This is a genomic window from Streptomyces sp. NPDC003077, assembly GCF_040611095.1.
In the GTDB taxonomy this organism is placed as follows: Bacteria; Actinomycetota; Actinomycetes; order Streptomycetales; family Streptomycetaceae; genus Streptomyces.
The window spans coordinates 132328-146583 of the sequence record NZ_JBEXNM010000005.1 but is presented as its reverse complement, the minus strand read 5'-3'; the positions used below and the strand labels follow the sequence as shown (position 1 = coordinate 146583).

Genomic DNA, 14256 nt, shown 5'->3' with positions numbered 1-14256 from the left:
CACGCAGAAGCAGAAGAGAGCCACGGATGGACTTCCTTCGCCCCGCCGGCTGGGAGGAGGCGCTCGCCGCCAAGGCCGAGCACCCCACCGCCGTACCCATCGCGGGCGGCACGGACGTGATGGTCGAGATCAACTTCGACCACCGGCGCCCCGACTACCTGCTCGACCTCAACCGCATCGACGACCTGCGGGAGTGGGAGGTCGGCGAGAAGACCGTACGGCTGGGCGCTTCCGTACCGTACACGCAGATCATGGAGCACCTGCGGGCCGAGCTGCCGGGCCTGGCGCTCGCCTCGCACACCGTCGCCTCCCCCCAGATACGCAACCGCGGCGGCGTGGGCGGCAACCTGGGCACCGCCTCCCCGGCCGGCGACGCCCACCCCGCGCTGCTGGCCTCCGGCTGCGAGGTCGAGGTGGCGTCGGTGCGCGGCACCCGCATGATCCCGATCGACGAGTTCTACCTCGGCGTCAAGCGCAACGCCCTGGAGCCGGACGAGCTGATCCGCGCCGTGCACCTGCCCAAGGCGGACGGCCCGCAGCAGTTCTCCAAGGTCGGCACCCGCAACGCCATGGTGATCGCGGTGTGCGCCTTCGGCCTGGCGCTGCACCCGGAGACCCGCACGGTGCGCACCGGCATCGGCTCCGCCGCGCCGACCCCCGTCCGCGCCAAGGCGGCCGAGGAGTTCCTCGCCGCCGCGCTGGAGGAGGAGGGGCTGTGGGACTCGGGCAAGACCATCCCGCCCTCCATCGCCAAGCAGTTCGCGCAGCTCGCCACCGGCGCCTGCAACCCCATCGACGACGTGCGCGGCAGCGCCACGTACCGCCGCCACGCGGTGGGCATCATGGCCCGCCGCACCCTGGGCTGGACCTGGGAGTCCTACCGCGGCAAGGAGAGGAGCGCCCAGTGCGCGTGAAGTTCACCGTCAACGGCAGGGAGCAGCAGGCCGACGACGTCTGGGAGGGCGAGAGCCTGCTGTACGTGCTGCGCGAGCGGATGGGCCTGCCCGGCTCCAAGAACGCCTGCGAGCAGGGCGAGTGCGGCTCGTGCACGGTCCGCCTGGACGGCGTGCCGGTGTGTTCCTGCCTGGTGGCCGCCGGTCAGGTCGAGGGCCGCGAGGTCGTCACCGTCGAGGGCCTGGCCGACCACGCCAGGCACCGCGCCGGGGGCGCCTTTGAGGGCACCGACGTGGACGCGGCCCGCGCCTGGCAGGCCAAGCCCGCCGACGGGCAGACCGGCGAGGCCGCCGAACTCGCCCCCATCCAGCAGGCGTTCATCGACGCGGGCGCCGTCCAGTGCGGCTTTTGCACGCCGGGCCTGCTGGTGGCCGCGGACGAGCTGCTGGAGCGCAACGCCGACCCGTCGGACGCCGACATCCGCGAGGCGCTGTCGGGCAACCTGTGCCGCTGCACGGGCTACGAGAAGATCCTCGACGCGGTACGGCTGGCCGCCGCCCGCGGCGAGTCCCGCACCGCCGGACAGGGGGTCTGAGCACATGGGAGTCACCCGCACGCCCACCAACCTCACCCAGGGCGGCAAGACGAAGGCCGGTATCGGCGAGTCCACGCTGCGCCCGGACGGCACGCTGAAGGTCACCGGCGAGTTCGCGTACTCCTCGGACATGTGGCACGAGGACATGCTGTGGGGCTTCACCCTGCGCAGCCCGCACGCGCACGCGGAGATACGTTCCATCGACACCTCCGAGGCGCTGGCGCAGGCCGGGGTGTACGCCGTCCTCACCTACGACGACCTGCCGACCGAGGTGAAGAACTACGGCCTGGAGATCCAGGACACCCCGGTTCTCGCGCACGGCCGGGTCCGGCACCACGGCGAGCCGGTGGCGCTGGTCGCCGCCGACCACCCGGAGACCGCCCGCCGCGCCGCCGCCAAGATCAAGGTGGACTACGCCGAGCTGCCCGTCGTCCACGACGAGGAGTCCGCGACCGCCGACGGCGCCCCGCTGCTGCACCCGGACCGCGACGACCACCACGCCGCGCACGTCCCGCACCCGAACATCGTCCACCGCCAGCCGATCGTCCGCGGCGACGCGGACGAGGCCGCCAAGCGCGCCGACGTCATCGTCTCCGGCGAGTACGTGGTCGGCATGCAGGACCAGGCGTTCCTGGGCCCGGAGTCCGGGCTCGCGGTGCCCGCCGAGGACGGCGGCGTGGACCTCTACATCGCCACCCAGTGGCTGCACTCCGACCTGCGGCAGATCGCGCCGGTGCTGGGCCTGCCGGAGGAGAAGGTCCGCATGACGCTCTCCGGCGTCGGCGGCGCGTTCGGCGGGCGCGAGGACCTGTCGATGCAGATCCACGCCTGCCTGCTGGCGCTGCGCACCGGCAAGCCCGTCAAGATCGTCTACAACCGGTTCGAGTCCTTCTTCGGGCACGTCCACCGGCACCCCGCCAAGCTCTGGTACGAGCACGGCGCCACCAAGGACGGCAAGCTCACCCACATGAAGTGCCGGATCGTGCTGGACGGCGGCGCCTACGCCTCCGCCTCCCCGGCCGTGGTCGGCAACGCCTCGTCCCTGTCGGTGGGCCCGTACGTCATCGACGACGTGGAGATCGAGGCGATCGCCCTCTACACCAACAACCCGCCCTGCGGCGCGATGCGCGGCTTCGGCGCGGTCCAGGCGTGCTTTGCGTACGAGTCCCAGATGGACAAGCTGGCCGCCAAGCTGGGGATGGACCCGGTGGAGTTCCGGCAGCTCAACGCCATGGAACAGGGCACGATCATGCCCACCGGCCAGGTCGTGGACTCCCCGGCGCCGGTCGCCGAACTGCTGCGCCGGGTCAAGGCGATGCCGCTGCCGCCCGAGAAGCAGTGGGAGAGCGCCGGCGACGCGGCCGACGTGCGGGCGCTGCCCGGTGGCCTGTCCAACACCACCCACGGCGAGGGCGTGGTGCGCGGCGTCGGCTACGCCGTCGGCATCAAGAACGTCGGGTTCTCGGAGGGCTTCGACGACTACTCCACCGCCCGGGTCCGCATGGAGGTCGTCGGCGGCGAGCCGGTCGCCACCGTGCACACCGCGATGGCCGAGGTCGGGCAGGGCGGCGTCACCGTCCACGCCCAGATCGCCCGTACCGAGCTCGGCGTCCAGCAGGTCACCATCCACCCGGCCGACACCCAGGTCGGCTCGGCGGGCTCCACCTCCGCCTCCCGCCAGACCTACGTCACCGGCGGCGCGGTCAAGAACGCCTGCGAGGCCGTCCGCGAAAAGGTCCTGGAGAGGGGCCGCGCCAAGTTCGGCACCTACCACCCCGCGTGGGCCACCGCCGAACTCCTCCTGGAGGGCGGCAAGGTCGTCACCGACGGCGGCGAGGTGCTGGCCGACCTGGCCGACGTCCTCGGCGACGAGGCGATCGACCTGGAGCTGGAGTGGCGGCACCGCCCCACCGAGCCCTTCGACCTGCGCACCGGCCAGGGCAACGGCCACGTCCAGTACTCCTTCGCCGCGCACCGCGCCGTGGTCGAGGTGGACACCGAACTGGGCCTCGTCAAGGTCATCGAGCTGGCCTGTGCCCAGGACGTCGGCAAGGCGCTCAACCCGCTGTCCGTCGTCGGCCAGATCCAGGGCGGGACGACGCAGGGCCTGGGCCTGGCGGTGATGGAGGAGATCGTCGTCTCCAAGGAGGCGAAGGTCCGCAACCCCTCCTTCACCGACTACCTCATCCCCACCATCCTGGACACCCCGACCATCCCGGTCGACGTCCTGGAACTCGCCGACGAGCACGCCCCCTACGGGCTGCGCGGCATCGGCGAGGCGCCCACCCTCTCGTCCACCCCGGCGGTGCTCTCCGCCATCCGGGCGGCGACCGGGCTGGAACTGCCGCGCGTACCGGTGCGCCCCGAGCACATCACCGGTACCTGATCCCTCCGGGCGGTGCGGGCAAGGGGTGTCCCTGTCCGTCCTCCTCACCGCACCGCCCGGAGACCCCTGGCGGGGGCACCGGCCGCTCGCCCTTCTCGGGCGCCCCCGCACGGGTCCGTCCCGTCCGCACACGGGCGGGCCCGCTCCCGGCCCGGCATCTTTACGGGCTGCGGCCTCGATGCCCCGGTCACCCCGCCGGTCACCCCACGCCGGTCGGGCCCGCCCCTCGCCTGGCGGTCCCGCGCACCTCGCGGCTCCGTGCACCCCGCGGACCGATGCCGTGTCCCACGGCCCGTGTCCGCCCCCTGAACTTCCTCTCCGTACTCCCCGAACCGCTCCACCCGCGGCCCCCGTACCCCCGACGGGACCGCACGCCGAACGCACCACCGGCACTACCGGCACCACAGAGTTCCTCCCGTGCAGCACCGTGGCACCGCCGTGTGCCTTGTCCTCGGGCCGTCCCCCGGGTCGTGCAGCCGAAGTTCCATCCCAAATCTCGCGGCGTGATCAGCGTGATCAGCGTGACGCGAGTGCCCCTATGAACCTTGGGAGTCAGGCACCATGACCCAGCAGTCCATCCAGCCGAGCACCACGGCGGAAGACGCCGGCGCGGGGACGCGCCAGCCCGCCGGCCGGTCTTGGCTCGACCGGTACTTCCACATATCCGAACGAGGATCGACGGTCGCGCGCGAGGTGCGCGGCGGCATCACCACCTTCATGGCGATGTGTTACATCCTCCTGCTCAACCCCCTGATCCTCGGCACGCCCGACGTCGAGAAGAGCACCCTCGCCCACGCGGGCCTGGTCACGGCGACCGCCTTCGCGGCGGCGGTGAGCACCCTCCTCATGGGCTTCATCGGCAAGGTGCCGCTGGCGCTGGCCGCCGGCCTGAACGTCTCCGCGGCCCTGACCTCGCAGGTCGTCCCGTACATGACCTGGCCGCAGGCGATGGGCATGTGCGTGCTGTACGGCGTGGTGATCATGCTGCTGGTGGTCACCGGCCTGCGCGAAATGATCATGAACGCGATCCCACTCGCCCTCAAGCACGCGATCACGATGGGCATCGGCATGTTCGTGGCGCTGCTCGGCCTGGTGAAGGCCGGGTTCGTCGGCAAGGGCACCGGCGGCCCCGTCACCCTCGGCGTGGGCGGGCAGCTCGCCGGCTGGCCGGTCTTCTTCTTCTGCGTCACCCTCCTCCTGATCTTCATGCTCCAGGCGCGCAAGGTGCCCGGCGCGATCCTGATCGGCATCGTGGCCGGCACGATCCTGTCCTTCGCCGTCACCAAGATCGGCGGGCTGACCGACAAGGACTGGGGCGGCGCCACCCCCGACCTGCACGGCAGCGCGGTCTCCATGCCCGACTTCTCGCTCTTCGGCAAGGTCGAGTTCGGCGGCTGGGAGCAGATCGGCGGCATCACCGTCGGCATGATCGTCTTCACGCTGGTGCTGGCCGGGTTCTTCGACGCGATGGCCACCATCATCGGCGTCGGCACCGAAGCCAAGCTGGCCGACGACAAGGGCCGGATGCCCGGGCTGTCCAAGGCGCTGTTCGTCGACGGCGCGGGCGGCGTGGTCGGCGGCGTGGCCGGTGCCTCCGGGCAGACCGTCTTCATCGAATCCGCCAGCGGCGTCGGCGAGGGGGCCCGCACCGGCCTGTCCTCCGTGATCACCGGCCTCTTCTTCGCGGCCTGCCTCTTCTTCACCCCGCTGACCCAGCTCGTGCCCGCCCAGGTGGCCGCCGCCGCGCTGGTCGTCATCGGCTCGATGATGATGAGTGCCGCCAAGCACGTCGACTGGAGCGACCGCTCGGTGTCCATCCCGGTCTTCCTGACCGTGGCGCTGATGCCGTTCACGTACAACATCACCGCCGGCGTCGGCGCCGGCGTGATCGCATACACCGCCATCAAGGCGGTACAGGGGAAGTGGCGGGAGATCGGCGCCTTCATGTGGGCGCTGACCGCCATCTTCGTCGTCTACCTCGCCCTCACCCCGATCGAGCACTGGCTCGGCGTCAAGTAACGCCGCCCCGCGGCACGCAACCGTAAGGAGACCGACATGCTGGACATCGCCGAAGAGCTGCACCGGTGGGTCGAGCAGGGACGCGACTTCGCGGTCGCCACCGTCGTGGCCACCAGCGGCAGCGCGCCCCGGCAGCCCGGAGCCGCCCTCGCCGTCGACACGGACGGCACGGCGATCGGGTCGGTCTCCGGCGGCTGCGTCGAAGGAGCGGTGTACGAGCTGTGCCAGGAGGCGCTGCGCACCGGAGAAACGGTGCTGGAGCGCTTCGGGTACAGCGACGACGACGCCTTCGCCGTGGGCCTGACCTGCGGCGGCGTCATCGACATCCTCATCACCCCGGTACGGGCGGGCGCCGTTCCTCCGGCGCCCGCCACCCCGACCGCTTCCCCCGCCTCTTTCGGCCTCGCCGCCTCCCTCGGCTCCTTGGCGGGCGCCGGGGCGGCGGGGGAAGCGGATTCGGACGAGGCGGCTCCGGCCGTTCAGCCTCCGTCCGACGCCGGCCACGGCGCCTCCCGGACGCTGATCGCCGCGATCGCCGCCACCGCCCAGGGCGAACCGATGGCGCTCGCCCGGGTCGTCCGCGGCCCGGCCGGACTGCTCGGCCGGGCGCTGCTCGTCCGCCCCGGCGGCGAGCGCACCGGAACCCTCGGCGGACACCCCGAGCTGGACCGCGTCGCCACCGAGGAGACCGCCGCCCTGCTGGACGCGGGGCGCACCGGGACGGTGGAGATCGGCACGGGGAGCGGCACAGGGGGCGGCGCGGGCTTCGGGGCGCAGGGCGGCGGCCCGGCCGGGGGAGGGAGCGCGGAAACGGACACGGCCACGGGCACGGGCGCGGAAACGGACAGGGGCGCGGAAACGGACACGGCCACGGGCACGGATACGGCCACGGGCACGGATACGGCCACGGGCACGGACACGGACGCGGAAACAGACACGGCCACGGAAACGGACACGGACACCGAGCGCACCGGCAGCCGGTGCGGGGACCCTGTCGTCCTCCTCGTGGAGTCCTCGGTCCCCGCCCCCCGCATGATCGTCTTCGGGGCCATCGACTTCGCCTCGGCGCTGGTCCGCGTCGGCAGGTTCCTCAACTACCACGTCACCGTCTGCGACGCCCGCCCGGTCTTCGCCACCAAGGCACGCTTCCCCGACGCCGACGAGATCGTGGTCGACTGGCCGCACCGCTACCTGGAGGCCCAGGAGGCGGCGGGCCTGCTGGACACCCGCACGGTCCTGTGCGTCCTCACCCACGACGCCAAGTTCGACGTGCCGCTGCTGGAGCGGGCCCTGCGCCTCCCCGTCGCCTACGTCGGCGCCATGGGCTCCCGCCGCACCCACCTGGACCGCCTGGAGCGGCTGCGCTCCATCGGCCTCACCGAGATCGAGCTCAACCGGCTGCGCTCGCCCATCGGCCTGGACCTGGGCGCCCGCACGCCCGAGGAGACCGCGCTGTCCATCGCCGCCGAGATCGTCGCCAACCGGCGCGGCGGCACGGGCGTCCCGCTGACCGGCGCGCACACGCCCATCCACCACGACGTGACGTCCACGGTGGACCGGATCGGGTCGGTGGCGTGAGAGCGGCCCGGTAGCCCGGACGCGCGCGGCCCCGGGGCGGCCCCCTCCACCCGCTCCACCTTTCCGTCCGCTCCACCCTCCCCGTTCAACACTTCCGCCCCACCCGCCGATAGATCCGGTGGAGGAGAAACGGATCAAGGAAGGGGCGTCGCCACCGCCGCCTTCCGGCAGGCGCGGGCGAAAAGGGCGGAACATGGTGAACGAGTGGCAGCTCGCGGGCAACATCGCCGCCGGGCTCGGCTTCGGCGCGGTCATCGGCCTGGAGCGCCAGTGGCGCGCCCGGATGGCCGGCCTGCGCACGAACGCGCTGGTCGCGGCCGGCGCCGCGCTGTTCGTCCTGCTCTCCCAGTACGGCTTCGCGGCGGCCACCAGCACCACCGGTTACGACGGCTCGCGGGTCGCCGCGCAGATCGTCTCCGGCATCGGCTTCCTGGGCGCGGGCGTCATCATGCGCGACGGGCTCAGCGTCCGCGGCCTGAACACCGCCGCCACCCTGTGGTGCTCGGCCGCCGTCGGAGCGCTGGCCGGGACCGGGCTCTACGTCGTCGCCACGCTCGGCACGCTCGGGGTGGTCGGCGCCAACCTGGTGCTGCGCCCTCTGGGGCGGCGGCTGGACCGCGAGCCGGGCGGCGGCGCCGAGGTCGCCACCGACTACTACTTCGAGGCCGTGTGCACCAAACCCGAAGAGGCCCCGGTCCGCGCGCTCGTGGTGCAGGCCGTCAGCCGCCCCGGCTTCCGGCTGCGGGCCGTGCACAGCAGGGACGCGGACACCCGCGGCATGGTCACCGTCGCCGCCGAACTGACCACCGAACGCCGCGACGACAGCCTCCTCGAAGAGGCCGTCAGCAGACTCTCCCTCGAACCCGCCGTCTCCGCCGTGAGCTGGACGGTGACCAACCACCCGGACGGCAACGACGACGAGGACCACTACCGCCGCGACGACCGGGGCCGCCGCGACGCCGGGGGACGCCGCCGCTCCCGCGTCCGGGACTTCTTCTCCGGGCCGGGGGAGGGGCGGCGCTGAGCAGGCTGGTGACGCGGGAGGACCAGGGACCGCCCCGCCCGCCTACCTGTACACACAGTGACGCCCCATCAGTAGAACCCGGCGCGTGGACAGTCCACCTGTCCACGAAGCGGAACGCACGCTCCCACCAGTAGCACCTGCTCCACTGATGACCGCACACTGTGGGCAGGAAGTCGCACGCGAGTGCGGCGGGGAGCGGCTACGGAGGACACATGGCGGACGCGGCCAAGAGCACGGCCCCGGGCACGGATGCGGCACGGCGGCACCCCCACGGCACGGGCGGCTCGGGCGGCACGGACGCCGTGGCGCGCGCCGGGACCGCGTCCGCGCCGTCCCCCACCGACGAGTTCCGGGCCGCCCGTGACCTCCTGCTGCGGCACCGCGAGGACTACGCCGCCGCCCGCGCCGCGTTCGCCTGGCCCCGGCCCGCGTACTTCAACTGGGCGCTGGACTGGTTCGACCGCATCGCGCTCGGCAACGACCGCACCGCCCTGCACATCGTCGAGGAGGACGGCACCGAGGTCCGCCGCACCTTCGACGCGATGCGCCGCCGCTCCAACCGCGTCGCCAACTGGCTGCGCGCACACGGGGTACGGCCCGGAGACCGCATCGTCGTCATGCTGGGCAATCAGCCCGAACTGTGGGAAACCGCCCTGGCCGCCATGAAACTGCGCGCCGTCGTCATCCCCGCCACCCCGCTCCTCGGCCCCGCGGACCTCGCCGACCGGATCGAACGCGGCCGGGCCCGGCACGTCCTGGTCCGGTCCGCCGACCGGGAGAAGTTCGCGTCCGTGCCCGGCGACTACACCCGGATCGCGGTGGGCGGCGCGGACGAGGGCTGGCTCGCGTACGAAGACGCGCACCGGGGAGCGCACGAAGACGCGCACCAGGGAGCGGCGGACGACGCCCACCGGGACGCGGAGGACGACGCACAGGGCGCACAGGGCACACAGGCGACACAGGGAGCACAGCGCGTCCCCGACACCTTCGAGCCCGACGGTCCCACCCCCGCCGACGCACCCCTGATGCTCTACTTCACCTCCGGCACCACCGCCCGCCCCAAGCTCGTCGAGCACACCCACGCCTCGTACCCCATCGGCCACCTCGCGACGATGTACTGGATCGGCCTGCGCCCCGGCGACGTGCACCTGAACATCTCCTCGCCGGGCTGGGCCAAGCACGCCTGGTCCAACCTCTTCGCCCCCTGGAACGCCGAGGCGACGGTGTTCCTGCACAACTACACCCGCTTCGACCCGGCCCGCCTGATGGCCGAGATGGACCGGGCCGGCGTCACCAGCTTCTGCGCGCCGCCCACCGTGTGGCGGATGCTCATCCAGGCGGACCTGTCGCTGCTGAAGACCCCACCCCGCGAGATCGTCGCCGCCGGCGAACCCCTCAACCCGGAGATCATCGAGCGGGTCCGCCAGGCGTGGGGCGTCACCATCCGGGACGGCTTCGGCCAGACCGAGACCGCCGTCCAGATCGCCAACACCCCCGGCCAGCCCCTCAAACCCGGCTCCATGGGCCGCCCCACCCCGGGGTTCGAGGTCGTCCTGCTGGACCCGGTGACCGGCGAGCCCGCCGACGAGGGCGAGATCGCCCTCGACCTGTCGGCCCGCCCGGTGGGCCTGCTGACCAGGTACGAGGGCGACCCGGAGCGCACGGCCGAGGCGATGGCCGGCGGCTACTACAGGACTGGCGACATCGGCTCCCGGGACGCCGACGGCTACCTCACCTACATCGGCCGCTCCGACGACGTCTTCAAGGCGTCCGACTACAAGATCTCCCCGTTCGAGCTGGAGAGCGCGCTGCTGGAGCACGAGGCGGTGGCCGAGGCCGCCGTGGTGCCCGCGCCCGACCCGCTGCGGCTGGCCGTCCCGAAGGCGTACGTCGTCCTGGCGGCCGGGTGGGAGCCGGGCCCGGAGACCGCCGCCGCCCTTTTCGCGCACTCGCGCCGGGTGCTGGCGCCCTACAAGCGCGTGCGCCGACTGGAGTTCGCCGAGCTGCCCAAGACGGTGTCGGGCAAGATCCGCCGCATCGAGCTGCGCGAACGCACCGCCGCCCCGGGCGGCTCGGACGCGGAGTACCGCGAGGAGGACCTCCGCTGAGCCGGCGGCGGGCCGCGTACGGGTCCGCCGGTGCGGCGGGCTCGGGCAAGTAAACCGTGCTGGTGCCCGCATGGGCGAACCATCACCCACAGCGACGCACCAAGGGCGGCGGCCGGTGCCGGGCACGCGAGAGACTGTGCGTCCGCGCGGGACCGTGAGCGCCCGCGTGCGACAGGCCGAGGACGACGAGGGACGAGGGGCCGACGACAGTGACGGACAAGGGGCTGCGGACACCGCGACACGCGGAGCCGACGACGGTGACCGGCGAGCGACCAGAGCGTGCGGACGGGGCGCCCGCACCGCACCAGGACAACGGGGGAGCGGCGGAACGGGAGGGATTCCCGCACAACGAGGGGGTCCCGCACAACGAGGGGGACCCGCACAACGAGGGGGAACTCTCCTACGCCGCGGGACGGCGGGACCGCCCCCTGTACGAGCACACCATCGGCGCCGATCTGGCCCGCGCCATCGAGCGGTTCGGTGACCGCGAGGCGCTGGTGGACGTGCCCACCGGACGCCGCTGGACGTACGCGGAACTGGGCCGGGCCGTGGAGGAGGTGGCTCGCGGCCTGCTCGCCAAGGGGGTGGGCAAGGGTGACCGGGTCGGCATCTGGGCGCCCAACTGCGCCGAATGGGTGCTGGTCCAGTACGCCACCGCGCGCATCGGCGCCATCCTCGTCAACATCAACCCCGCCTACCGGGTGCACGAGTTGGCGTACGTGCTCAAGCAGGCCGGGCTGCACGTCCTGGTCTCCGCGCTGCACCACAAGACCAGCGACTACCGCCGGATGGTGGAGCAGGTCCGCTCCGGGAGCCCGGCGCTCCGCGACGTGGTCTACATCGGCGACCGGACCTGGGACGGGCTGCTCGCGGCGGGCGCCACCGTCCCGCACGACCGGCTCGCCGCCGCCGAGGCGCGGGTCGGGGCCGAGGACCCGGTCAACATCCAGTACACCTCCGGCACCACCGGCTTCCCCAAGGGCGCCACCCTCTCCCACCGCAACATCCTCAACAACGGCTACTGGGTGGGCGAGACGATCGACTACACCGAAGAGGACCGGATCTGCCTGCCGGTGCCCTTCTACCACTGCTTCGGCATGGTGATGGGCAACCTCGCGGCCACCTCGCACGGCGCCTGCATCGTCATCCCGGCCCCCTCGTTCGAGGCCGCAGCCACGCTCCGCGCCGTCCAGGACGAGCGCTGCACCTCGCTCTACGGCGTTCCGACGATGTTCATCGCGGAGCTGGAGCACCCGGAGTTCCCCACGTACGACCTCTCCTCGCTGCGGACGGGCATCATGGCCGGGTCGCCCTGCCCGGAAGAGGTGATGCGTCGGGTGGTCTCCGAAATGAACATGACGGAGGTGTCCATCTGCTACGGCATGACGGAGACCTCCCCGGTGTCCACCCAGACCCGCCGCGAGGACGACCTGGAGCACCGCACCGCCACCGTCGGCCGTGTACTGCCGCACATCGAGGTCAAGGTCGTCGACCCGGACACCGGCCGCACGGTCCCGCGCGGCGAACCCGGCGAACTGTGCACCCGCGGCTACAGCGTGATGCTCGGCTACTGGGACGATCCCGACCGCACCGCCGAGGTCGTCGACCCCGACCGCTGGATGCACACCGGCGACCTGGCCGTCATGAACGACGACGGTTACGTGCGCATCGTCGGCCGCATCAAGGACATGATCATCCGAGGCGGCGAGAACGTCTATCCCCGCGAGATCGAGGAATTCCTCTACTCCCACCCCAAAATCGCCGACGTCCAGGTGGTCGGCGTGCCCGACGAGAAATACGGCGAGGAGATCGCCGCCTGCGTCATCCTCCGCGACCCCGACTCCACCCTCAGCCGCGACGAACTCTCCCGCTTCTGCCGCTCCCGCCTGGCCCACTACAAGATCCCCCGCTACCTGCGGATCTTCGACGCTTTCCCCATGACCGTCAGCGGCAAGGTCCGCAAAATCGAACTCCGCGAACAACTGGCAACGGAACTCACGGCAACCACGAACACCCCGCCCTCCCCCCGCCCGGCACCGACACCAGCCGCGGACGCGGTGCGGTCGTGACACGGGGAAGCTGAACGACAGGTGCCGGTGAACGCCGGGAAAAATTCCACCCCTTGGTCCCTGAAGACAAGGTCGTCGGGTGGCAAATTCCAGCCCGTCCGGCGTTTGAGGACAACGCCCCCGGCGTTCACCGGCCCCCACACACTTCCGGCACCTGCCCCCAGCGTCTGCGCCTATCCACGCCATTTCCGCCAGCGGGATGGCCGGCCTGCACATTTCAGCCCGTTGTCCGCCAATTCCGTTCCGTCGCACGGATATTCCGGCCGCTGCCCGCCAATTCCCGCCCTTCGCGCGGAAACTCCGGCCCGTTGCCCGACAAATCCGGCCCGCTGTCCGCCAATCCCGGCCCGCCTCACGAAAACTCCGGCCTTTGGTGCCTGAAACCAAGGTCGTCGGGCGGCAAAATCAAGCCCGTCCGGCGATTGAGGACAACGCCCCCGGCGTTCACCGGGCCCCATACTCACCCGGCATCCGACCCTCGGCCCCCACCCGGCACCCGGCCCTCGGCCCCCCCGGCACCCGGCCGACCAGGCATTCCCGGCTGCGACGCGGCCGACCCGCAAATCCCAGCCCGTCCGGCGATTGAGGACAACGCATCCGGCGTTCACCGGCACCCACACACACCCGCCACCGCCCCCAAACGCCCCCGCACCCACATCTCACCCCGCCAACCCCACCGGCACCGGCACAGCCGTCAAAACGGCCGAAACGAGAAGCACCACCACCAGAACAACAACCTCCGCCCGCGCAGGACGCGCAGCGGACCTCGCATCCCGCCGATCCCGCGCAAGCCGCATCCGCGCGACCAGCGCCAACGCACACACCACCACCATCAAGCCCAGCTTGACCAACAACGTCCGCCCGTAAGCGGAATCGAAAACCACCGACAACGGCAACCGCCGTAACGTACTGAACGTCCCCGTCACGCTGACGGCGACCAGCAACACCACCGCCACCCGCGCATACCGCAACAGCAACGCCCGCCCCGCCCCAGGCGTCCGACGCCACACGCGCATGGTCCGCAGGACATGCACCAACCCCCCGGCCCACAACGCGGAGGCCGTAAGGTGCACCACCGTCAACGCCGTCCCGATCTCCGGGGTATCCGTCTCCGGATGCGCCCGCAGCGCCTCCCCGAGAATCACGGCCGCCAGCGGAACGGCCGCCCACCCCGGCCGGCGCCCCGCCGCACACACGGCCGCGAGCAGAAAACCGTTGGCCTCCAGGAGGGCCAGCGCACCCGGCCGCGTGCCGTACGTCTCCTCAAGATCCGGCGACGTCAGACCGTCGACCAGCGAACCGGTCCCGGCCAGCAGCACGAGCTGCCCCACCGCAGCTCCCACCCCGATCCACGCGGCGCCCCGGGCCCAGCTCCGCGGCTCGGGCCGCGGTGTCAACGGCACGGCCCGTGCCATCCGCGCCGTGGCCAACTCGCCCACGTGCAGACAGAGCGCCGCCAGCAGGACCGCCCGCAGCAGCGCGGTGGCCACGTCACCGGGTAATCGCGCCTCCCCGGTGTCCCAGCCGGCGTATCTCAGGCCGAGCACCGTGACGAGGACGGCGAGCGCGGAGAGCACCACGAC

9 protein-coding genes are annotated in these 14256 nt (G+C 72.1%); 8 read left to right on the top strand and 1 reads right to left on the bottom strand.

Going from position 1 to position 14256, the window contains the following annotated elements; translation table 11 throughout:
• Positions 1-26: 26 nt before the first annotated feature.
• The 8 genes from ABZX96_RS05745 to ABZX96_RS05710 all read left to right on the top strand — a co-directional run bounded on the left by ABZX96_RS05745 (position 27) and on the right by ABZX96_RS05710 (position 12673).
• Positions 27-914 (top strand): xanthine dehydrogenase family protein subunit M, encoded by an 888-nt coding sequence (locus ABZX96_RS05745; RefSeq protein ID WP_355538391.1) that lies wholly within the window; start codon positions 27-29, stop codon positions 912-914.
• Positions 905-1489 carry a (2Fe-2S)-binding protein gene (locus ABZX96_RS05740; protein ID WP_355538388.1) on the top strand — a complete coding sequence of 195 codons (585 nt, stop codon included), beginning with the start codon at positions 905-907 and terminating at the stop codon, positions 1487-1489. Before ABZX96_RS05745 ends, ABZX96_RS05740 begins: the two co-directional genes overlap by 10 nt.
• Before the next feature lie 4 nt (positions 1490-1493).
• Complete coding sequence (gene pucD / locus ABZX96_RS05735) at positions 1494-3875, top strand: xanthine dehydrogenase subunit D (RefSeq protein ID WP_355538385.1); 2382 nt, start codon at positions 1494-1496, stop codon at positions 3873-3875.
• A 561-nt stretch (positions 3876-4436) separates the two neighbouring features.
• Positions 4437-5894 carry an NCS2 family permease gene (locus ABZX96_RS05730; RefSeq protein ID WP_355538382.1) on the top strand — a complete coding sequence of 486 codons (1458 nt, stop codon included), beginning with the start codon at positions 4437-4439 and terminating at the stop codon, positions 5892-5894.
• 36 nt (positions 5895-5930) lie between these two features.
• Positions 5931-7472 carry an XdhC family protein gene (locus ABZX96_RS05725; RefSeq protein ID WP_355538379.1) on the top strand — a complete coding sequence of 514 codons (1542 nt, stop codon included), beginning with the start codon at positions 5931-5933 and terminating at the stop codon, positions 7470-7472.
• Positions 7473-7665: 193 nt separating this feature from the next.
• On the top strand, positions 7666-8496 hold the full coding sequence (locus tag ABZX96_RS05720) for an MgtC/SapB family protein (protein WP_355538376.1): 831 nt from the start codon (positions 7666-7668) through the stop codon (positions 8494-8496).
• A 212-nt stretch (positions 8497-8708) separates the two neighbouring features.
• The gene (locus tag ABZX96_RS05715) at positions 8709-10604 is read left to right on the top strand and encodes an AMP-binding protein (protein WP_355538373.1); all 1896 of its coding nucleotides are present in this window, start codon (positions 8709-8711) and stop codon (positions 10602-10604) included.
• A 428-nt stretch (positions 10605-11032) separates the two neighbouring features.
• Positions 11033-12673 (top strand): AMP-binding protein, encoded by a 1641-nt coding sequence (locus ABZX96_RS05710; protein WP_355538636.1) that lies wholly within the window; start codon positions 11033-11035, stop codon positions 12671-12673.
• Between the two features lie 659 nt (positions 12674-13332).
• On the opposite strand, the gene ABZX96_RS05705 is transcribed toward ABZX96_RS05710, so the two are convergent.
• On the bottom strand, positions 13333-14253 hold the full coding sequence (locus ABZX96_RS05705; RefSeq protein ID WP_355538370.1) for a CopD family protein: 921 nt from the start codon (positions 14251-14253) through the stop codon (positions 13333-13335).
• Positions 14254-14256 lie beyond the last annotated feature (3 nt).